The following is a 20,373-nucleotide window of genomic DNA, read 5'->3' on the forward strand; positions in this document are numbered from 1 at the left end:
TTCCAGACCGTCACGCCGGACCGCCCTCGTCGGGGCCGGCCCGTGCGGACGTCGCGCCGCAGTGCTCTCCGCGCCCTCCGTCACGTGTCACGGTGGGGCCGACGTGGGAAGATGGCCTGCGCAAACTCCAGAACGAGAGGTCACCCCGTGAACGACACCTCCCACGATCCCGAGTCGGACCGCCCGTCGTCGGGCGACGACCGTGGTGGTCGCCGCGACCGTGACGGGCGACAGGGTCACTCGCGCGACGCGCGCGGGGCGGGGCCTGGACGGTCCGGTGGCGACACGAGCTCCGGCGACCGCGACCGTCGCCGCGGTGGTGGCGACGACGCCCGGCGCGGCGTAGGCGAGTCGCGCGGACGTCAGGACGGCGGCTACCGGGGCAAGCCCGACGGCACGCGCGGCCGGGGGGAAAGGGGCCGCCCCGAGCGCGCGTACGGGGGCGCGGACCCCGACCGTCGCGCCGGCGACCGTCCGGGTCGCCGTGACGACCGGGCACCCGCTCGTGACGGGCGTGCCACGTCCGGGGCGCGCGGCGACGGGTACCAGGGTCCCGCGCGAGCCGGTGAGGGGAACCGCGGGCGGTACGACCGGGACGCGACCGACCGCCGTCGGGGCGGCACGGGCCCGCGTGACGACCGCCGGGGCGGCGACCGCCGCGGCCACGCACCCCGCGCAGGGGCGGGCCGGGACCGTGAGGGCTTCGACCGTCGTCCCGAGCCGCGTCATCCCGCGGGGCCGGCGATCCCCGACGAGGTGCAGATCTCTCAGTTCGACCGCGCGGCGCGCGGGCGCCTGCGGACCCTGAGCAAGGAGACCGCCGAGGTGGTCGGACGTCACCTGGTCATGGCCGGACGTCTCATCGACTCCGACCCGGAGCTCGCCTACGAGCACGCGCAGGCGGCCGTGCGTCGTGCCGGCCGTGTCGACGTCGCGCGCGAGGCGGCGGGCCTGACGGCCTACGCGACCGGCCGGTACGCCGAGGCGCTCCGCGAGCTGCGCACGGTGCGACGCCTCAACGGGTCGTCGGAGCACCTGCCGATCATGGCCGACTGCGAGCGCGGGCTCGGGCGGCCGGAGCGCGCGCTCGCCCTGGCGGCGTCGGAGGAGGCCGCGACCCTGGACGACGTGGGGCGTACGGAGCTCGCGATCGTCGTGAGCGGCGCGCGCGTCGACCTCGGCGAGCTCGACGCGGCACTCGCGGCGCTCGAGCAGGTGCCCGCCGTCGGGACCCGCGGCGAGCTGGGTGCACGCGTCCTGCAGGCGCGCGCATCGGTGCTCGAGGTCGCGGGGCGGACCGAGGAGGCCGCGGAGATCCTCGCGGGCATCGACGCGAGCCTGCTCGCTGCGGCGCTGGGCGAGGAGGACGACGACGTCGTCGTCTACGACCTGACGGACGAGCTCGAGGAGTCCGAGCAGCTCGCGGACGAGGGTCCGGGCGCGACGAAGGGTGCCGCGCCGTCCGACGGGGCGGACCGGTGACCGCCGGGCTGCTCGGGAGCGACGTCGCGCTGGCCGACCGGTACGACCTCGCGCTCGTCGACCTCGACGGCGTGGCGTACCGCGGGCACGAGCCGATCGAGCACGCGTCCCAGGGCCTGACGACGGCGCGCGCCCGCGGCATGCGTCTCGTGTTCGTCACGAACAACGCGTCGCGCGAGCCCGGCTCGGTCGCCGAGCAGCTGACGGGCCTCGACATCCCCACCTCGGCGGACGAGGTCATGACCGCCGCGCAGGCGGCCGCCGCGCTGCTGCGGACCCGCCTCGAGCCGGGCGCGCGCGTCCTCGTGGTCGGTGGGGCGGGTCTCGTGACGGCGGTCCACGACGCCGGGTTCGTGCTCGTGGAGAGCGCGGACGACGAGCCCGACGCCGTGGCGCAGGGCTTCGCGCCGGAGCTCGGCTGGGCGCAGCTCGCCGAGGCGGCGTACGCCGTCCAGCGGGGCGCGTGGCACGTCGCGAGCAACCTCGACCTGTCGCTGCCGACCGCGCGCGGGTTCGCGCCGGGCAACGGGTCGCTCGTCGGTGCGGTCCGCGCCGCGACGGGCGTGGAGCCCGACAGCGCGGGCAAGCCGTCGCCGACCATGTACCGGCTCGCGATCGAGCGTGCGGGCTCCGAGGCGCCGCTCGTCGTCGGGGACCGGCTCGACACGGACCTCGCGGGCGCCCGCGCGGGCGGCTATCCCGGTCTGCACGTCCTGACCGGGGTGAGCACGGCGCGGGACGCGATCCTGGCGGAGCCGCACCTGCGCCCGCACTACGTGGGCGCCGACCTGCGCAGCCTCCTCGAGCCGCACCCGGTGCCCGTGCGCACCGAGGCCGGCTGGTGGTCGTGCGGTGACAGCGCGGCGCGCGTCGACGACGGCGCGCTGCGCCTGGACGTGCGCGGCACCGCGACGGTCGACACCGTCCGGGCGGCCGCCGCCGCGGCGTGGGCCTCCGCCGACGCGGGGCTCCCCGTGGACCCGTCGACGGTCCCGGAGCTGCCCGTCGGGACGCACTGAGCCCGACGGTCGGGCGGCGCGACGCGCCGCCTGGCGCAGGCCGCCGGTCGTGCCCGTCCGTGGGACGCAACCGGTAGCGTGGTCCGGGATGCCCGGCGACGGCCGGGCGACGTTCGCGCAGCCCAGCAGACAGGAGGCAGGACATGACGGACGGTCCGCTGCGTCCGGTTCCCGGACCGCCTCCCGGCGGACGACCGGCGAGCCCGGCAGCCGGGCAGGACGGCGAGGCGCCGTCGCCGGTCGTCAGCCCGCTCGACGCCGCGCTCGGACGGCTCGACGAGCTGGACGGGCTCGCCACCGCGGACCACGTGGGGGTGCTGGAGGCCGTGCACGACGCGCTGGTCGCCGAGCTCGCCCGCACGGAGGACTGAGCGTGGCCGAGCGCACCGGTGCGCGCCTCGACGGCGAGCTCGTCCGGCGCGGGCTCGCGCGCTCGCGCCGGCAGGCCGCCGAGCTCGTGGCCGCGGGCCGGGTGACGCGCAGCGGGACGGTCGTGACCAAGCCGTCGGCCGCCGTCGGGCCGGACGACCTGCTCGCCGTGACTCCCGACCCGGCGGATCCGGGCTACGCCTCGCGCGCCGCGTTCAAGCTCGCCGGGGTGCTCGACGCGCTGGACGCGCTGGACCCTGCGGGCGCGCCGCTGCGACCGCCTGCCGTCGACGGCGCGCGGTGCCTCGACCTCGGGGCGTCGACCGGGGGCTTCACCGACGTCCTGCTGCGCCGGGGCGCGCGCGAGGTCGTGGCCGTGGACGTCGGGCACGACCAGCTCGTGCCGGCCCTGCGCGCGGACCCGCGGGTGCAGGTGCACGAGGGGCTCAACGTCCGCGACCTGGTTCCCGAGCACGTCGGGGCGGTGCCCGACCTCGTCGTCGGCGACCTGTCGTTCATCTCGCTCGCGATGGTGCTGCCCGCCGTCGCGGGGGTGGTGGGCCCGGGCTCCGACCTGCTGCTGCTCGTCAAGCCGCAGTTCGAGGTCGGCCGGGAACGCCTGGGGAGCGGCGGCGTCGTGCGCGACCCCGCGCTCCACGTCGAGGTCGTCGCCGCGGTCGCGCGGCACGCGGCGGTCGTCGGGCTGCGCCCGCTCGCCGTCGTGCCGAGCCCGCTGCCCGGACCGAGCGGCAACCGCGAGTACTTCTGGTGGCTGCGGGCGGGCGATCCCGGCCGTGCCGACGGCACCGGGCTCGATGACTCCGCGCTGGAGGACGCCGCCGCCGCGGCGGTGGCGTGGCGACCCGCGCCCGACGGAGGCCTGCCGCCCGTCGTCCTCGTCGCCCGGGCAGCCGCGGACGGACCGGCTCCGACGCGCGACGCCACGACGCCCGACCGACCCCTGACAGGAGGAGCACCGTGACGCGACGCGTGCTGATCGTGACCCACGGCGGCCGCCCCGAGGCGGTCGTGGCGCTGCACGAGGCGGTGACCGAGCTCGAGCGCGCCGGGTTCACCGTGACGCTGCACGACGACGACCTCGCGGAGAAGTTCGGCGACCACATGGCGCGCACGCGGGCGCGCGAGGGCGTCGCGGAGTCCGAGGTCGTCATGGTCCTCGGGGGCGACGGCACGATCCTGCGCGCCGCCGAGCTCACGCACGGGACCGGGGTGCCGCTGCTCGGCGTCAACCTCGGGCACGTGGGGTTCCTCGCCGAGAGCGAGCGCGAGGACCTGCGCGCCGCCGTGGGGCGGCTCGCGGCGTACGACTACACGGTCGAGGAGCGCACGATCGTCGAGGTGCGCGCCTTCCTCCCGGGCGAGCCGGAGCCGCTCGTGGGGTGGGCGCTCAACGAGGCGACGGTCGAGAAGGCGCAGCGCGAGCGCATGATCGAGGTCGTCCTCGGCGTCGACGGTCGGCCGCTGTCGTCGTTCGGGTGCGACGGCGTCGTGACGGCGACCGCGACCGGCTCGACGGCGCACGCGTTCTCCGCGGGCGGTCCGGTGATGTGGCCGGACGTCGACGCGGTGCTCGTCGTGCCGCTCGCGGCCCACGCGCTCTTCGCGCGGCCGCTCGTGGTCGGGCCGCGCTCGACGATCACGGTGGACGTGCTGCCGGACTCGGCGTCGTCGGGCGTGCTCACGTGCGACGGCCGTCGGCGCATCGACCTGCCCAACGGCTCGCGGGTCGAGGTGCGGCGCTCGGACACGCCCCTGCGCCTCGCGCGCCTCAGCACGGCCCCGTTCACGGACCGGCTGGTGTCCAAGTTCTCGCTCCCCGTGGTCGGGTGGCGCGAGCGCGCGGCGAGCGTCGCCGCGACGGCAGGGACGACGGCGGAGCGCGCGGCCGCGACCGCGGGCAGGGAACCGGGGGAGCCGGACGTCACGGACGAGGAGGAGTGAGCGTGCTCGAGGAGATCGCGATCGAGAACCTCGGCGTCATCCGGTCGGCCCGCGTCCCGGTCGGGGCGGGCCTGACCGTGATCACGGGCGAGACGGGCGCGGGCAAGACCATGGTGCTCACCGGGCTCGGCCTGCTCATGGGCGGCAAGGCGGACCCGGCGACGGTGCGCCCGGGCGCGGCGAGCGCCGTGGTCGAGGGGCGCGTGCGCGTCACCGACCGTCCGGCTGTCGCGCAGCGGGTCGACGACGCGGGCGGCCAGGTGGACGACGACGGCACGGTCGTCATCCTGCGCACGGTCGCGGCGGAGGGCCGGTCGCGCGCGCACCTCGGCGGGCGCAGCGTCCCGCAGGGCGTGCTCGCGGAGATCGCCGACGACCTCGTGACGGTCCACGGACAGTCCGACCAGCTCCGGCTGCGGACCGCGAGCCGGCAGCGCAGCGCGCTGGACGCGTTCGCCGGTCCACCGCACGCCGAGCTGCTGACCGCGTACCGCGACGCGTGGACCGAGCGGTCCGCGCTGCAGGCGGAGATCGACGACATCGAGGCGCGCGCGGGCGAGCGTGCCCGGGAGGCCGAGCTGCTGCGCCTCGGCCTCGCCGAGGTCGAGCGGGTGGCGCCGCAGCCGGGCGAGGACGTCGAGCTCACGGCGCTGGTCGCGCGGCTCGGCAACGTCGAGGAGCTGCGGGTCGCCGCCCAGCTCGCGCACGACGCCGTGGCCGGCGACGAGGCCGTGGAGCCGCAGGAGAACGCGGTCGTGTCGGTCGACCGAGCGCGGCGCGCGCTCGAGGCGGTGGCGGGCACGGACCCCGTGCTCGCCCGGCTCGCGGAGCGGCTCGCGGAGGTGGGCTACGTGCTCGCCGACGTCGCGACGGAGATCTCCGGCTACGTCGAGGACCTCGCCGCCGATCCCGCGGGTCTCGAGACCGCGCACGCGCGCCTCGCCGAGCTCGGCACGCTGACGCGCAGCTACGGCGAGACGGTCGACGACGTGCTCGCCTGGGCGAGCGACGCCGGGCTGCGGCTCCTGGACCTGGACGACGGCGGCGAGCGGCTCCATGCCGCGACCGCGCGCCGCGACGAGCTCGACGCGGAGCTGGAGCGCCTCGGGACCGCGATCACGGCCTCGCGCGAGCGCGCCGCGGCCGAGCTCGCGACGGCGGTGACCGACGAGCTGCGCGGGCTGGCGATGGGTGGCGCGAGCCTCGTCGTCGACGTCGAGCGCGCCGAGGAGCCCGGACCGTGGGGCGTCGACGTGGTGACGTTCTCGCTCGTCGCGCACGCCGGCGCGCCGGCCCGGCCGCTGGGCAAGGGCGCGTCGGGCGGCGAGCTCTCCCGCGTGATGCTCGCGATCGAGGTGGCGCTCGCGACGGCGGCGGTCGACGGCACCGGACAGGTGCTGCCGACGTTCGTCTTCGACGAGGTCGACGCCGGTGTCGGGGGCAAGGCGGCCGTCGAGGTCGGGCGCCGGCTCGCGTCCCTCGCGACCCGCGCGCAGGTGGTCGTCGTGACGCACCTCGCGCAGGTCGCGGCGTTCGCGGACGTCCAGCTCGTGGTGACGAAGTCCTCGGACTCGTCGTCGGGTACGGACGACGGGGACCCGGCCGCGGCCGTCACGGTCACCGGTGTGCGCGAGGTCACCGGGGACGAGCGCGTCCGCGAGCTCGCGCGGATGCTCTCCGGGCAGGAGGACTCGGACGCGGCCCGCCGCCACGCGGTGGAGCTTCTGGAGTCCTCGGTCGTGGGACGATAGGGCACGATGAGACTCACTCTGCGCAAAGCCTCCCTGCCGGAGGCCGGGTCCGGCACGCTCGGCCCGGCCAAGGTCGACGCGCGCACCAAGGCGCTCACGAAGCGGCTCCAGCCGGGCGACGTCGCGGTGATCGACCACGTGGACATCGACCGCGTCGCCGCCGACGCCCTCGTCGCGGCCAAGCCGTCCGCCGTCCTCAACGCCGCCAAGTCGGTCTCGGGGCGCTACCCGAACCTGGGGCCCGACGTCCTCGTCGAGGCGGGGATCGTGCTCGTCGACGACCTGGGCCCGGCGATCATGGCCGTCCCGGAGGGCCGTGAGCTGCGGCTCGACGGCGGCAAGGTCTACCTCGGCGACGACCTGGTGGCCGAGGGCGTCCTGCAGAGCGAGGAGACGGTCGCGCGCAGCCTCGAGGAGGCGCGCGCCAACCTCTCGGTCGAGATCGAGTCGTTCGCCGAGAACACGATGAACTACCTGCGGCGCGAGCGGGACCTGCTGCTCGACGGCGTCGGCGTCCCGGACATCCGCACCCCGATCGACGGGCGGCAGGTGCTCATCGTGGTGCGTGGCTACCACTACCGCGAGGACCTCGCGACGCTGCGCCCCTACATCACGGAGTACCGGCCCGTCCTCATCGGCGTGGACGGCGGCGCGGACGCGATCCTCGACGCCGGCTGGAAGCCGGACATGATCGTCGGCGACATGGACTCGGTCTCCGACCGCGCGCTGAGCAGCGGCGCCGAGGTCGTGGTCCACGCGTACCGGGACGGCAAGGCACCGGGGCTGGAGCGCGTCCAGGAGCTCGGCGTCGAGCCGGTCGTTTTCCCGGCGACGGGCACGAGCGAGGACATCGCGATGCTCCTCGCCGACGACAAGGGCGCCGAGGTCATCGTCGCCGTCGGGACGCACGCGACGCTGGTCGAGTTCCTCGACAAGGGCCGCGCGGGCATGGCGAGCACGTTCCTCACCCGGCTGCGCGTCGGTGGCAAGCTCGTCGACGCCAAGGGCGTCTCGCGCCTGTACCGGCACCGGATCTCCAACCTCCAGCTCTGGCTCCTGTCGATCGCGGGGCTCCTCGCCGTCGTCGCGGCGCTGTGGTCGACGGCAGCGGGCCAGACGTTCTTCGGGATCGTGGGCGCCCGGTTCGACGACCTCTGGTCGTGGGTCGGGTCGCTCTTCACGGGCGGCGGCTGACCCGACCGGGCCGCCGTCGTCGGCCCGCGCGCGTCGTTCCCGACCGCGCTCGACCCGCGCTCCCGCGCACCCTGACCTTGCCAGCACGCAGCAGCCCGAACCGAAGGACACCACCGCACAGTGATCGACTTCAGGTACCACATCGTCTCGTTGATCTCGGTCTTCCTGGCCCTGGCCGTCGGGATCATCCTCGGCGCCGGCCCGCTCCAGGGAGCCATCGGCGACCAGCTCACCGGGCAGGTGGAGCAGCTGCGCACCGAGCGCAACGAGCTGCGCGACCAGCTCGACGAGGCGAACGTGACGCTCGGCAACGACTCCCGGTACATCGAGGCAGCGGGGCCGCAGCTCGTCGCGGGGTCGCTCCAGGACCGTCGCGTCGCGGTCGTCGACCTGGACGGGGCGGACAAGGAGCGCGACGACGCGATCGCGGAGCAGCTCGAGCTGGCGGGCGCCTCCGTGGTCGGCCACGTCCGGCTGACGGACTCGTGGACGGACCAGGACGAGGAGAGCGCGCGCCAGACCGTGGCCGAGGGCCTCGGGGAGAAGCTGGGGGAGGTCCCGCAGGACGCCACCCCCGAGCAGCGGCTCGCCCGTGCCCTCGCCCTCGCGCTCACCGGGTCGACGCCCGCGAGCTCCGAGGAGCGCAGCCCGGAGGCCACCGAGCTCGAGGCGCTCCTGGAGCGCTTCGCGCTCGTGGACGTGGTGTCCGAGCAGACGCTCCCCGCGGACGTCGTCCTGCTGCTGAGCGGCCCGGCGCCCGAGCAGGCCGCCCCGACGGGGGAGGGCGGGGAGGCCCCCGCACCGGACACGTACGTCGTCGACATCGAGGTCCAGGTGGCCGTCGCCGCCCAGGAGGTCGCCGAGGCGGCCCTCGTCGCGGGCCCGACGGCGGTGAGCGGCGACGTCGTCTCCAGCATCCGCGCGAACGACGACCTCGCCGCGACGCTGTCCACGGTGAGCGGCATCGAGGCCGAGCCCGGCCGGATCAACGTCCCGCTCGCCCTCGCCGCACGCGTCGCCGACCAGGTCGGGCAGTTCGGGTTCGAGGAGAGCGCGACGGCGGTCCTCCCGCCCGCCGTCGAGCTCCCGCCGGTGACGCGCACGACGTCGTCCGACGCGGGCGCTCAGGACGCGGCGGCGGGCGACACCTCGGGCGGCACCTCCGGCGGCACGGAGGACGGCGGTTCCGCGGACGTCGAGCAGACCACCGCCGGCGCGGGGGAGGGCTGACGTGGCGCGCGCGCTGCGCACCCTCGCCGCGGCCGGGGTCGCCGCCGTCGTGACCGCGACGGCGCGCCGCGCGGCCGGTTCGCGCCCGCCGGGCGGCACGGAGCGCTGGACGCGGACCAACCACCGCGGCGAGCCGATCAGCCTGCTCGAGGGCCCGGCGGTCGCCGCCGGCCTCGTCGCCGGGACGCTCGCGACGGGCGGCGCCGCCCGCACGCGCGGCGCGGTCGCCCTCGCGACGGCGAGCGCGGGCGCGTTCGGCCTGGTCGACGATCTCGCGGAGGACACGTCCACCCGGACGAAGGGCCTGCGCGGCCACCTCGGCGCGCTCGCCGAGGGCCGCGTGACCACGGGCGCGCTGAAGGTCCTCGGGATCAGCGGCGTCTCGCTCGTCGCGGCGGCGGTCGGGACGCGGCGCACGGGCGGGGCGTTCGGCCACCTCGTGGACGTCGGCGTGAACGGCGCGCTCATCGCCGGGACGGCCAACCTGCTCAACCTCCTGGACCTCCGCCCGGGCCGTGCGCTCAAGGCGGCGGGGGTGGCGTCGGTGCCGTACCTCGGCACCGCGGCGGCTCCGACGACGGGCGCCGTCCTCGGGGCGGCCGTCGCCGCGGCGCCGGGTGACCTGGGCGAGCGCGACATGCTCGGAGACTGCGGCGCGAACGCGCTCGGCGCGGCGCTCGGTTCGCAGGTCGCGTTCGCGGCGCCCCGCTCGGTGCGCTGGCTCGCGCTCGCCGGCGTGGTGGGCCTGACCCTGGCGAGCGAGAAGGTGAGCTTCTCAAAGGTCATCGAGGGCAACGACGTGCTGCGGCGCGTGGACGCGTGGGGCCGGCGCCCGGCGTGAGCGCGCGGGCGGGGCGGCTGCGCGCCGCCACGGGCACCCTGGCGGGCGCCGCCGCGATGATCACGCTCGTGACGATCGCGAGCCGCCTCGTCGGCTTCGCCCGGTCGCTCGTGCAGTCCGCGGCGGTCGGCACCGAGGGCGTCGGGTCGGCGTACACGGCGGCGAACCTCCTGCCGAACGTCCTCTTCGAGGTCGCGGCAGGTGGCGCGCTCGCAGGCGCGGTCGTGCCGCTCCTCGCCGGGCCCATCGCGCGCCGGGCGGGCACCGACGTCTCGCGCATCGCCTCGGCCCTGCTCGGGTGGACGCTCGTCGTGCTCGTCCCGCTCGGGGCGCTCCTCGCGCTCCTCGCGCAGCCGATCGCGTCCCTCCTCATGCTGGCGAAGCACCCCGAGCTCGTCGACGTGACGGCGACCTTCGTGCGCGTGTTCGCGCTCCAGGTCCCGCTGTACGGCCTGGCGGTCGTGCTCGGGAGCATCCTCCAGGCGCACAAGCGCTTCTTCTGGCAGGCGTTCTCGCCGCTGCTGTCGAGCCTCGCCGTCATCGTGGTCTTCCTCGTGTTCGCGCGGCTGGCGGACGGGGACCAGGCGGACGTCGCGGCGCTGTCGGGTGACGCCATCGCCTGGCTGGGCTGGGGAACGACGGCGGGCGTGGCGGTCCTCGCGCTGCCGCTCGTGCTGCCGGTGCACCGGCTGGGCGTCCGGCTGCGGCCCACCCTGGGGTTCCCGGGCGGCGAGGCCGTCCGGGCGCGCAACCTGGCGTTCGCGGGGATCGGGGCGCTCGTCGCGCAGCAGCTCTCCGTGCTGGCCATCATGGGTGCCGCCTACCGGTACGGGCCGGAGCAGACCTTCCCGACGTACTGGTTCGCCCAGCAGGTGTACCTGCTGCCCTACGCGGTGCTGGCGTTCCCGCTCGCGACGAGCGCGTTCCCACGGCTCGCCGAGCACGTCGCCCACGCGCGCCACGACGCCTACCGACGCCTCCTCGCGACGACGACGCGGACGCTGATCGTCGTCGCGGGCCTCGGCGCGGCGGCCCTGATCGCCGCCTCGGCGGCCGTCGAGGCGGTGTTCGCGCACATCGCGACGGGATCGGTCGCCGGACTCGGGGGGGCGGTCGCGGGCATGGCCGTCGGCATCGTCGGCTTCTCGCTCATCCTGCACCTCTCGCGTGCGCTGTACGCCATCGACCGTCAGCGCGTGGCGGTCGTCGTGACCGCCGCGGGGTGGCTCGTGGTCGCGGCGACCGCCTACGTCCTGCCCGCCGTGACCGGCGTCCGCGACCAGGCGGGGGTGCTGCTCCAGCTCGGGCTCGCGACCGCGGTCGGGATGTCGGTCGCGGGCGCCGGGCTGCTCCTCGCGACGCGCCGCCACGCGGGGCCCGAGGCGACGCACGGGGTCCCGCGGACCCTCCTGGTCGTCGCCGCGGGCGTGGCCCTCGGCGCGCTCGGCGGCTCGGCCGTCTCAGGCGCGTTGCTGCCCGACGACGCGGGCTGGCTGCCCGCCGTCGGCGTCGGCGCCCTCGCCGCGCTCGTGGCGGGCGCGGTCGTGGTCGGGGTGTCGCTCGTCGGCGACCGTCCCGCGCTGCTGGGCGTCCTGCGCCGAGGACCGGGCGAGGGCACGCCGACGACGGAGGCGTCCTCGGGGTGACCACGGACGTGGCGCGTCGCACTCGCCGGCCAGCGTGCCGTCGTCGGGGGCGCTGTTAGGATGGAGTTCCGTGGCAGATCACCTGAACCGGCCCTCCTCCCGCCTCAACGCCTCGGGCGCTCGCACCGAGCACCGCACCGCGCACGTCTTCGTCACCGGCGGCGTCGCCTCCTCGCTCGGCAAGGGCCTCACGGCATCCAGCCTCGGTCGTCTGCTCCGCTCGCGCGGCCTGCGCGTCACCATGCAGAAGCTCGATCCGTACCTCAACGTCGATCCCGGGACGATGAACCCGTTCCAGCACGGCGAGGTGTTCGTCACCGAGGACGGCGCCGAGACGGACCTCGACATCGGCCACTACGAGCGCTTCCTCGACGTCGACCTCGAGGCCTCCGCGAACGTCACGACCGGCCAGGTGTACTCCCAGGTCATCGCCCGCGAGCGGCGCGGCGAGTACCTCGGCGACACGGTTCAGGTCATCCCGCACATCACCGACGAGATCAAGGCGCGCATGCGCGCCCAGGCCGGTGAGGACGTCGACGTCATCATCACCGAGATCGGCGGCACCGTCGGCGACATCGAGTCGCAGCCGTTCCTCGAGGCCGCGCGCCAGGTGCGCCACGAGCTCGGCCGGGACGACGTCTTCTTCCTCCACGTGTCGCTCGTGCCGTACATCGGCCCGTCGGGCGAGCTCAAGACGAAGCCGACGCAGCACTCGGTCGCCGCGCTGCGCTCGATCGGCATCCAGCCCGACGCGATCGTGCTGCGCGCCGACCGGGTGGTCCCTGAGCCGGTCAAGCGCAAGATCGCGCTCATGTGCGACGTGGACAACGAGGCGGTCGTCAACGCGATCGACGCGCCGAGCATCTACGACATCCCGCGCGTGCTGCACGCGGAGGGCCTCGACGCCTACGTCGTGCGCCGCCTCGGCCTGCCGTTCCACGACGTCGACTGGGACGGCTGGAGCCAGCTCCTCGAGCGCGTGCACCAGCCCGCCCACCGCGTCGAGGTCGCGCTCGTCGGCAAGTACATCGACCTCCCGGACGCGTACCTCTCGGTCACCGAGGCGCTGCGCGCGGGCGGATTCGCGAACGACGCGAAGGTCACGATCCGCTGGGTCGCGTCCGACGAGTGCCAGACCCCGGCCGGCGCGGACGATGCGCTGCACGGCGTCGACGCCGTCCTCGTGCCGGGCGGCTTCGGCGTGCGGGGCATCGAGGGCAAGCTCGGCGCGCTGCGCTGGGCGCGCGAGAACAAGGTCCCGACGCTCGGCATCTGCCTCGGCCTGCAGTCGATGGTCATCGAGTACGCGCGCAACGTGCTCGGCATCGACGACGCGTCGTCGACCGAGTTCGACCCGGGCACGTCCCACCCCGTCATCGCGACGATGGAGGAGCAGCTCGCGATCGTCGGCGGCGACGGCGACCTGGGCGGCACGATGCGCCTCGGGTCGTACGAGGCCGCGCTCGCGCCGGGATCGGTGGTCGCCAAGACCTACGGGTCGGAGCGCGTCACGGAGCGCCACCGCCACCGCTACGAGGTGAACAACACCTACCGCAAGCAGCTCGAGGAGGCGGGCCTCGTCATCAGCGGGACGTCGCCCGACTCGTCGCTCGTCGAGTTCGTCGAGCTGCCCGCGGACGTGCACCCCTACTACGTGAGCACGCAGGCCCACCCGGAGTTCAAGTCGCGCCCGACGCGCTCCCACCCGCTGTTCGCCGGCCTCGTCGGCGCCGCGCTCGAGAACCAGGCCGACTGAGTGGCCGCCGAGCCGGGCCCGGTGCCGGCCGAGGCGACGGGCGGCGCGCCCGTCGTCGACGCCCTCGCCCCGCGCCCCGTCGTCGAGACGACGGTCGTGCACGCGGGTCGCGTGTTCGACCTGCGGTCCGACGTGGTCGACCTGGGGGACGGGGGCCGCGTCACGCGCGAGTACCTCGACCACCCCGGGGCGGTCGCGATCGTCGCCCTCGACCAGCAGGAGCGCGTCCTGCTGCTGCGGCAGTACCGCCACCCCGTGCGGCGCGAGCTGTGGGAGGTGCCCGCGGGCCTGCTCGACGTCGTGGGGGAGGACGGGCGGCTCGCGGCGGCCCGCGAGCTCGCGGAGGAGTCCGACCTGCAGGCCGCGCGCTGGGACGTCCTCGTCGACTACTTCACGACGCCGGGCGGCTCGAACGAGGCGCTGCGCGTCTTCCTCGCGCGGGACCTGTCGCCCGTCCCCGACGACGAGCGGTTCGAGCGCGAGGCCGAGGAGCTCGACATGGAGCTGCGGTGGGTGCCGCTCGACGAGGCGCTGCGCGGCGTCCTCGCGGGCGAGCTGCACAACCCGTCCGCCGTCGTCGGGATCCTCGCCGCCGCCGCGTCGCGCGCGGGCGGCTGGGCGTCGCTGCGCCCGGCCGACGCGCCGTGGCCGGAGCGCCGCGGGGGCTGACTCGCCCGGCTGCGCCGGCCGCCGGCCCCCGCACCGGTTCCGGTAGCGTCCTGGGGCGTGGGCTCTCCTCTTCCCGACCTCGTCCCGGTCCCGGGCGGCCGGATCGACGTCGTCGACGCGCGCACCCGGGAGTCACGACCCGTCGTCCTGGAACCGTTCCACGTCGCTCGCACCCCTGTGACCGTCGGCCAGCACCGGGCCGTGCTCGCCGCCGACCCGCTCCGGCCTCGACGCGGGCCGTCGGCCGACGGGCGCCCACGCTCCACGGCGGAGGAGCAGGACCGCACGTCCGGGGAGCCGGACGACGTCCCCGTGCACGGGGTGACGTGGTTCGAGGCGGTGCTCTGGTGCAACGCGGCCTCCCGGGTGGCGGGCCTGGACCCCGCGTACCGGGTCGAGGGTCGGGACGTGCGCTGGGACGTGCGGTCGGCGGGCTACCGGCTCCCGACCGAGGCCGAGTGGGAGCACGCGTGCCGAGGCGGGACGTCCGGTCCGCGCTACGGTCCGATCGGTGACGTCGCCTGGACCGCGGACGACGACGCCGACGGTCCTCGGCCCGTCGCCACGCGGCTCCCGAACGCGTTCGGTCTGCACGACGTGCTCGGCAACGTCTGGGAGTGGTGCTGGGACTACTCCGACACGGCGCGCTACGGCGAGTACCGGAGCCTGCGCGGCGGTGGCTGGGCGGACCGGCCGTGGAGCGTGCGCGCGGGGGTGCGCCGCGGCAGCGCGCCCGACGCGCGGATCGAGGACGTCGGGCTGCGGGTCGCGCGGGGCGCCGTGGGCGAGCCGGGCGTCCCCGCCGCCCAGGGCTGGTCGGACGCGGCGGACCGCGCCCGGGCGAAGGTCCCCGGCCTCCTGCCGCTCGGATGGACGCCGTTGACGTTCCCGCTCGCCGCCGGGGACGCCGCCGCCGTCGTCGGTGCCGAGGACTAGGCTCTGACGACGTGCCCGCACCCGACGCCCCGACCCCACCGGGGGACGCGCGCGTCCGCGTCCTCGGACCGGTACGGGTCCCGGGAGCGGACGGCGCGCCCGTCGTCCCGCGCGGGTCGCGGGCGGCCGCGCTCGTCGCCGCGCTCGCGCTCGCGGGTGGTCGGGCGCCGGGCGTGACGACGCTCGTCGAGGACCTGTGGGGGCCCGACGCGCCGCAGGACCCGCGCGCCGCGCTCCAGAGCCTCGTCTCCCGGCTCCGGCGGGACGCCGCTCCCGGGACCGTCCTCTCGCGCGCGGGCGGCTACGCCCTCGGTGTGCCGAGCGACCTCGACCACGCCCGTCGCGCGCTCGCGGACGCCCGGACCGGGACGGGTCCCGGCACCGCGCGCCGGGCCGCGGGGGACGCGGCGACCGTCGCCGACCTGCGGGCCGCGCTCGCGCTGTGGCACGACGAGGAGCCGGGCGCCGACGTGCCCGGACCCGTCGGGCACGCGCTGCGCGTGGAGGCGGCGCGGCTGCACGACGGGCTGACGGCCGCGCTGCGGTCGGCCGCGACCGCCGCCGGGGACCAGGAGACCGTCGTCGCGCTCGCGACGGCGGCGCTCGACCGCGACGAGACCGACGAGGACGCCGCGCGCGACCTCATGACGGTCCTCGCGGCGTCGGGCCGGGAGCGCGAGGCGCTCGCCGCGTACGCGCGCGTCCGCCACGCGCTCGTCCGCGAGCTCGGCACGGACCCGGCCCCGGACCTCCAGCGGCTCGCCGCCGCCCTGCTCGACCCTCCGTCCGGTGCGGGCGCCCCGGCGCCGGCGTCTGCCGCGGCACCGTCCGGCGGCCCTGACGCCGCGGCCCCGGTGCCCGGCAGGGCCCCGGGGGCCCGCGTCACGCAGGTGCGTGGCGTGCGCGTGGCACCCGACGCGCTCGTCGGCCGGGACGAGGACGTCGACCGCGTGCGGGACACGCTCGCCCGGTCGCGGCTCGTCACGGTGCTCGGTCCGGGCGGGCTCGGCAAGACGCGCCTCGCGCAGGAGGTCGCGCGCCGCGTCGCCGCGACCGGGTCCGCCGACCTCGTGGTCGTCGTCGAGCTGGCGGGCGTGCGGTCCGACGAGGACGTCGTCGTGGCTCTCGCGGACGGGCTGGGGATCTCGCCACCCGCGCGCACGGGGCGGCTCGCCGACCGCCTGGCGGCGCCGGAGCTGCGCGAGCAGGTGCTCGAGCGCGTGCGGGGGCGCGACGTCCTGCTCGTCCTGGACAACTGCGAGCACGTGCTCGACGGCGCGGCGCGCTGGACCGCCGACCTGCTCGGCGCCGCACCGCACCTGGCCGTCCTCACGACGAGCCGGTCGCCCCTGCGGCTCCCGGCCGAGCACGTGTACCCCCTCGACGCCCTGGGAGCGGACGGTGGGGCCGGGCCTGCCGTGCGTCTCTTCGTCGAGCGTGCGCGCGCCGTCCGGCCCGGCGCGAGCCTGCCCCCTGACGTCGTCGCCCGGTTGTGCGACCGGCTCGACGGTCTCCCGCTCGCGATCGAGCTCGCCGCGGCCCGCGTGCGCACCATGAGCGTCGAGGACGTCGAGCGGCACCTCGACGAGCGCTTCGCGCTGCTGCGTTCCGGCGACCGGCTCGCCCCCGACCGGCACCGCACGCTCGAGGCCGTGATCGAGTGGAGCTGGAACCTGCTCGCGGAGACCGAGCAGGACCTGCTGTGCCGTGCGGCCGTGTTCCCCGACGGGTTCTCGGCCGAGGCGGCACAGGCCGTGGCCGGTGGCCCGTCCTCGGGAGCGGTGCTCGGCGCGCCCGTGTGGGGGATCCTGGACGCGCTCGACGGGCTCGTCGCCCAGTCGCTCCTGCGGGTCACCGAGGACGACGGGGTCGTGCGCTACCGGATGCTCGAGACCGTGCGGGAGTTCGGCGCCCTGCGGCTCCAGGACGCGGGCACCACGGCCGCGGCGCGCGAGGCCGTGCAGCGCTGGGCCGCCGCGCTCGCGGACCGCTGCGCGGACGCGCTCGTCGGGGGCGACCAGGCCGCCGCCGCGACCGACCTGCGGCGCGAGCAGGAGAACCTCCTCTTCGCGCTCCGCGAGGCCGTCCAGGACGGGCGACCCGACGTCGTCGTGCGGGTGTTCGCGGCGCTCATGGGGTCCTGGCTCCTCCTCGGCATCGAGGACCAGGCCGCCGGGCTCGTGGAGGTCGTGCTCGACTCCGTCGTGGGCTGGGCCGTCCCGCCCGAGGACGTCCAGCCCGCGGCGCTCGCGCTCGCCGCGGTCGCCGGCGCCGGGGCGTTCGCGCGCCCCGAGCTCACCGCCCGGGCGCTGGGGAGGCTGCGCCGCCTCCTGCGCTGGCCCGGCGTCGGGCGACGCACCCGGGCGTTCGCGCGGCTCCTCACGGTGCGCAGCACCGAGGAGATGGAGGCGACGCTCGCGAGCCTGCGGGCGGACGACGACGCGTTCGTCGCGATGCTGGCCGAGTTCACGACGGCCCAGATGGCGGAGAACGAGGGGCGCCTCGCCGAGGCGCGCTCGTGGGGCGCGCTCGCGCACGAGCGCGCGGTCGCCCGAGGCGACGTCGCGGCGCGCGCGACGACAGCGATGTTCCTCGCCTCGTGCGCGAGCGAGGCGGGCGACGCGGAGGACGTCGGACGCTGGGCCGAGGCGGCGCGCGACCACCTGCGCGCGCTGGGCGCGACGGCGACGTTGCAGCAGCTCGACTGGGTGGAGATGTCGGCCGCGGTGACGCTCGGCGAGACGGAGCGCGCCGAGCGGATGCTCGCGGCGCTCGACGGCACGGTGGGCGGCACGGACGTCCCGCCCGACGTGCGGTCCGTCGTCGCCATGGGCCGGGCGGAGGTCGCGGCGATGCACGGTGACGACGACGCGGCCCTCGCGCTCTACGGCGAGGCCGCCGCCTCGTTCGACGACGAGGCGCGCTGGTCGCCCTGGTACGTCCTGCTCGTCTCGTCGTGGCTCGTGCGCCTCGCGGCGGCCAGGTCCGCGCTGGTCCCGACCGTCGCCCACGAGCTCCGGTCGCTCGTGCTCGGGATGCACCGGGCGCGGCCGCACTTCGTGGACTACCCGGTCGTCGGGACGTCGTTCCTCGCGCTCGGCGTCGCCTCCGTACCCGGTGCGCAGGGCACGCCGGATGCCGGCGCGGCGCGCGGGGCCCTCCTCGTCGCGCTCGCCGAACGGATGGGCTCACGCCAGGACCAACCGTCGCTGCGGCACGAGAACGCCTGGGCGCGGGTGACCGACGTCGCCGGTGCCGCGGTCGCAGAGCGCGCACGGGCCGAGGCTCGTGACCTGGACCGGGGCGAGCTCGCGCGCCGGGGCTTCGCGCTCCTCGACGAGGCCGAGGCCGAGTTCGAGGGCGACGTCGGCGGAGACCGCTCCCACGACGCCTGACGGCGAGGGGCCGGCCCCGCCTGCGGGGGAACCGTCGTCGGGCCGGGGCCCGTCAGGCCTTGCGCATGTACGCACGCACGGTGAGCGGCGCGAAGACCGCGACGATGACCGCCGCACCGACGAGCGAGATCGCGGCGTCGGAGCCGAGCGTGCCGGTGTTCGCCAGCTCCCGGACCGCGGTGACGAGGTGCGACACTGGGTTGACGGTGACGAAGCCCTGCAGCCAGCCCGGCATCGTCTCCGGCTGGACGAACGCGTTCGACAGGAACGTCAGCGGGAAGAGCACGATCATCGAGATGCCCTGCACGCTCGACGCGGTCCGCGCGACGACGCCGAAGAACGCGAAGATCCAGCTCACGGCCCACGAGCACACGATGACGAGCAGCCCCGCGAGCACGACCGCACCGAGCCCGCCGCCCGGCCGGTAGCCCATGAGGTAGCCCATCGCGAACGTGAGGGTGGTCGCGATGAGGTAGCGGACCGTGTCCGCGAGGAGCGCGCCCGACAGGGGCGCGATCCGCGCGATGGGCAGCGACCGGAAGCGGTCGAACACGCCCTTGTCCATGTCCTCGCGCAGCTGCGTGCCCGTGACGACCGACGTGGTGATGACCGTCTGCACGAGGATGCCCGGGATGATGATCGGCAGGTAGCTCGTGACGTCGCCCGCGATCGCCCCGCCGAAGATGTACGTGAACATCAGCGTGAAGAGGATCGGCTGCAGCGTCACGTCGAAGAGCTGCTCGGGCGTGCGCTTGATCTTCAGCAGACCGCGGTACGCCATGGTCAGCGTGTGGTCGGCGGTGGCGCGCAGCGACGTGCGGTCGGACAGCGCGCGGTCGGCACCGGCCTGGATGCGGGGCCGGGGCGCGACCGCCGCGCCGGTCGGGCCGGGGGTCGTGGTCGTGGTGGTCATCGCAGCGCCGCCTCTCGCGTCACGGCCGCGCGGTCCTCGCGCGCGCCCGGGGTGTCGTCCGTGGATCTGGGCGCGCCGTCGCCGGCGGCCGCGTCGGGCTGCTCGGCGCCGTGCCCCGTGAGGGTGAGGAACACCTCGTCGAGGCTCGGCTTGTCCATGCTCAGGGAGCCGACCTCGATGCGGGCCTCGCGCAGGCGCACGAGGAGGTCCGTCACGACGTCCGGCCCGGAGACGGGCACGGTGAGCCGCCGCGCCTCGGGGGAGACCGTCGCGGCGAGGCCCAGCGCGCGCTCGACGATCTCGAGCGCGGGAGCCACGTCGGCGGCGTGGACCAGGGCGAGCTGCAGCGACTGGTCGCCGACGGCGTCCTTGAGGTCGTCCGCGGTGCCCTCGGCCACCACACGCCCACGGTCGATCACCGCGATCCGGTCCGCGAGCTGGTCCGCCTCGTCCAGGTACTGCGTCGTGAGCAGCACGGTCGACCCGCTCGCGACGAGGTCACGGATCGTCGACCACATCTGGGCGCGCGTGCGCGGGTCCAGACCCGTCGTCGGCTCGTCGAGGAAGATGAGCGGCGGCTGCGCGATGAGGCTCGCCGCGAGGTCCAGACGGCGGCGCATGCCGCCCGAGAAGCTCTTCAGCGGGCGGGACGCCGCGTCCGTGAGGCCGAACGCCTCCAGCAGCTCGACCGCCTTGCGCCGGGCCTGCGTGCGCGACAGCCCGAGGAGCCGCGCGAAGATCACGAGGTTCTCCGTCGCGCTGAGCGTCTCGTCGACCGAGGCGTACTGGCCCGTCACGCCGATGAGCTGGCGCACCTTGTGCGGGTGCGCGACGACGTCGTGCCCGAACACCCGGGCGGTGCCCGCGTCCGGGCGCAGGAGCGTCGCGAGCATGCTGATGGTCGTGGTCTTCCCCGCACCGTTGGGTCCGAGGACCCCGTAGACGGTGCCGGTGCGCACGGTGAGGTCCACGCCGTCGACGGCGCGGTTCTCGCCGAAGACCTTCACGAGGCCGTGGGCCTCGATCGCGGGGGTGGTCATGTGTCCTCCTGGTCGGTGGGTTCACCACCCACGCTCGACGCGCGCCCTCGCAGCGCGCTGTCAGCGGAGCACCACCCGCTGTCACGCCGCTGTCACGCTCGCACCTGCCGAAGTAGAGCCGTGGTCGGCCGAGGTAGAGGCGTGGTCACCGTGCCCGACGGCGTGTGGTT

16 protein-coding genes are annotated in these 20,373 nt (G+C 76.1%); 14 read left to right on the plus strand and 2 right to left on the minus strand.

Annotated features, from left to right (window positions below; all coding sequences use genetic code 11):
* Positions 1–756 precede the first annotated feature (756 nt).
* From ABWU78_RS19230 to ABWU78_RS19295, 14 genes are all read left to right on the plus strand, one after another.
* Positions 757–1,482, plus strand: coding sequence for a hypothetical protein (locus tag ABWU78_RS19230; RefSeq protein WP_439159223.1), 726 nt, complete (start codon positions 757–759; stop codon positions 1,480–1,482).
* Positions 1,479–2,501, plus strand: coding sequence for an HAD-IIA family hydrolase (locus ABWU78_RS19235; protein WP_439159224.1), 1,023 nt, complete (start codon positions 1,479–1,481; stop codon positions 2,499–2,501). Before ABWU78_RS19230 ends, ABWU78_RS19235 begins: the two co-directional genes overlap by 4 nt.
* A 143-nt stretch (positions 2,502–2,644) precedes the next feature.
* The gene (locus ABWU78_RS19240) at positions 2,645–2,872 is read left to right on the plus strand and encodes a hypothetical protein (RefSeq protein ID WP_439159225.1); all 228 of its coding nucleotides are present in this window, start codon (positions 2,645–2,647) and stop codon (positions 2,870–2,872) included.
* 2 nt (positions 2,873–2,874) lie between these two features.
* The gene (locus ABWU78_RS19245) at positions 2,875–3,852 is read left to right on the plus strand and encodes a TlyA family RNA methyltransferase (RefSeq protein ID WP_439159226.1); all 978 of its coding nucleotides are present in this window, start codon (positions 2,875–2,877) and stop codon (positions 3,850–3,852) included.
* The gene (locus ABWU78_RS19250; RefSeq protein WP_253048973.1) at positions 3,849–4,832 is read left to right on the plus strand and encodes an NAD kinase; all 984 of its coding nucleotides are present in this window, start codon (positions 3,849–3,851) and stop codon (positions 4,830–4,832) included. Before ABWU78_RS19245 ends, ABWU78_RS19250 begins: the two co-directional genes overlap by 4 nt.
* A 2-nt stretch (positions 4,833–4,834) precedes the next feature.
* Positions 4,835–6,583: a DNA repair protein RecN gene (gene recN / locus ABWU78_RS19255; protein ID WP_353709429.1), complete on the plus strand. Its 1,749-nt coding sequence runs from the start codon at positions 4,835–4,837 to the stop codon at positions 6,581–6,583.
* Between the two features lie 6 nt (positions 6,584–6,589).
* Positions 6,590–7,777: a putative cytokinetic ring protein SteA gene (gene steA / locus ABWU78_RS19260; protein WP_253048979.1), complete on the plus strand. Its 1,188-nt coding sequence runs from the start codon at positions 6,590–6,592 to the stop codon at positions 7,775–7,777.
* A 120-nt stretch (positions 7,778–7,897) separates the two neighbouring features.
* Positions 7,898–9,007 carry a copper transporter gene (locus ABWU78_RS19265; RefSeq protein ID WP_353709428.1) on the plus strand — a complete coding sequence of 370 codons (1,110 nt, stop codon included), beginning with the start codon at positions 7,898–7,900 and terminating at the stop codon, positions 9,005–9,007.
* 1 nt (position 9,008) lies between these two features.
* Complete coding sequence (locus ABWU78_RS19270; protein ID WP_439159227.1) at positions 9,009–9,848, plus strand: hypothetical protein; 840 nt, start codon at positions 9,009–9,011, stop codon at positions 9,846–9,848.
* On the plus strand, positions 9,845–11,494 hold the full coding sequence (gene murJ, locus ABWU78_RS19275) for a murein biosynthesis integral membrane protein MurJ (RefSeq protein WP_439159228.1): 1,650 nt from the start codon (positions 9,845–9,847) through the stop codon (positions 11,492–11,494). The genes ABWU78_RS19270 and murJ overlap by 4 nt, the downstream gene beginning before the upstream one ends.
* A 70-nt stretch (positions 11,495–11,564) precedes the next feature.
* Entirely contained in the window at positions 11,565–13,250 is a 1,686-nt protein-coding gene (locus ABWU78_RS19280; RefSeq protein WP_439159229.1) for a CTP synthase, read from the plus strand.
* Complete coding sequence (locus ABWU78_RS19285; RefSeq protein WP_439159230.1) at positions 13,251–13,919, plus strand: NUDIX domain-containing protein; 669 nt, start codon at positions 13,251–13,253, stop codon at positions 13,917–13,919. It begins immediately after the preceding gene.
* Between the two features lie 57 nt (positions 13,920–13,976).
* Positions 13,977–14,855 (plus strand): formylglycine-generating enzyme family protein, encoded by an 879-nt coding sequence (locus ABWU78_RS19290; RefSeq protein ID WP_439159231.1) that lies wholly within the window; start codon positions 13,977–13,979, stop codon positions 14,853–14,855.
* 11 nt (positions 14,856–14,866) lie between these two features.
* Positions 14,867–18,250: an AfsR/SARP family transcriptional regulator gene (locus ABWU78_RS19295; protein ID WP_439159232.1), complete on the plus strand. Its 3,384-nt coding sequence runs from the start codon at positions 14,867–14,869 to the stop codon at positions 18,248–18,250.
* 52 nt (positions 18,251–18,302) lie between these two features.
* Here the strand turns inward: ABWU78_RS19295 and ABWU78_RS19300 are convergent, their stop codons facing one another.
* A complete protein-coding gene (locus tag ABWU78_RS19300; protein WP_353709423.1) occupies positions 18,303–19,163 on the minus strand; it encodes an ABC transporter permease in 861 nt (286 codons plus the stop codon).
* The gene (locus tag ABWU78_RS19305) at positions 19,160–20,203 is read right to left on the minus strand and encodes an ATP-binding cassette domain-containing protein (protein WP_439159233.1); all 1,044 of its coding nucleotides are present in this window, start codon (positions 20,201–20,203) and stop codon (positions 19,160–19,162) included. The genes ABWU78_RS19300 and ABWU78_RS19305 overlap by 4 nt, the downstream gene beginning before the upstream one ends.
* Between the last annotated feature and the right edge of the window lie 170 nt (positions 20,204–20,373).

The sequence above is a fragment of the Cellulosimicrobium sp. CpK407 genome, from assembly GCF_051844275.1.
In the GTDB taxonomy this organism is placed as follows: domain Bacteria; phylum Actinomycetota; class Actinomycetes; order Actinomycetales; family Cellulomonadaceae; genus Cellulosimicrobium; species Cellulosimicrobium cellulans_G.

Coding starts and splice junctions, on each gene's coding strand:
- ABWU78_RS19240 (WP_439159225.1), top strand. CDS start 2,645: ATGACGGACGGTCCGCTGCGTCCGGTTCCCGGACCGCCTCCCGGCGGA.
- steA (WP_253048979.1), top strand. CDS start 6,590: ATGAGACTCACTCTGCGCAAAGCCTCCCTGCCGGAGGCCGGGTCCGGC.
- ABWU78_RS19300 (WP_353709423.1), bottom strand. CDS start 19,163: ATGACCACCACGACCACGACCCCCGGCCCGACCGGCGCGGCGGTCGCG.
- ABWU78_RS19305 (WP_439159233.1), bottom strand. CDS start 20,203: ATGACCACCCCCGCGATCGAGGCCCACGGCCTCGTGAAGGTCTTCGGC.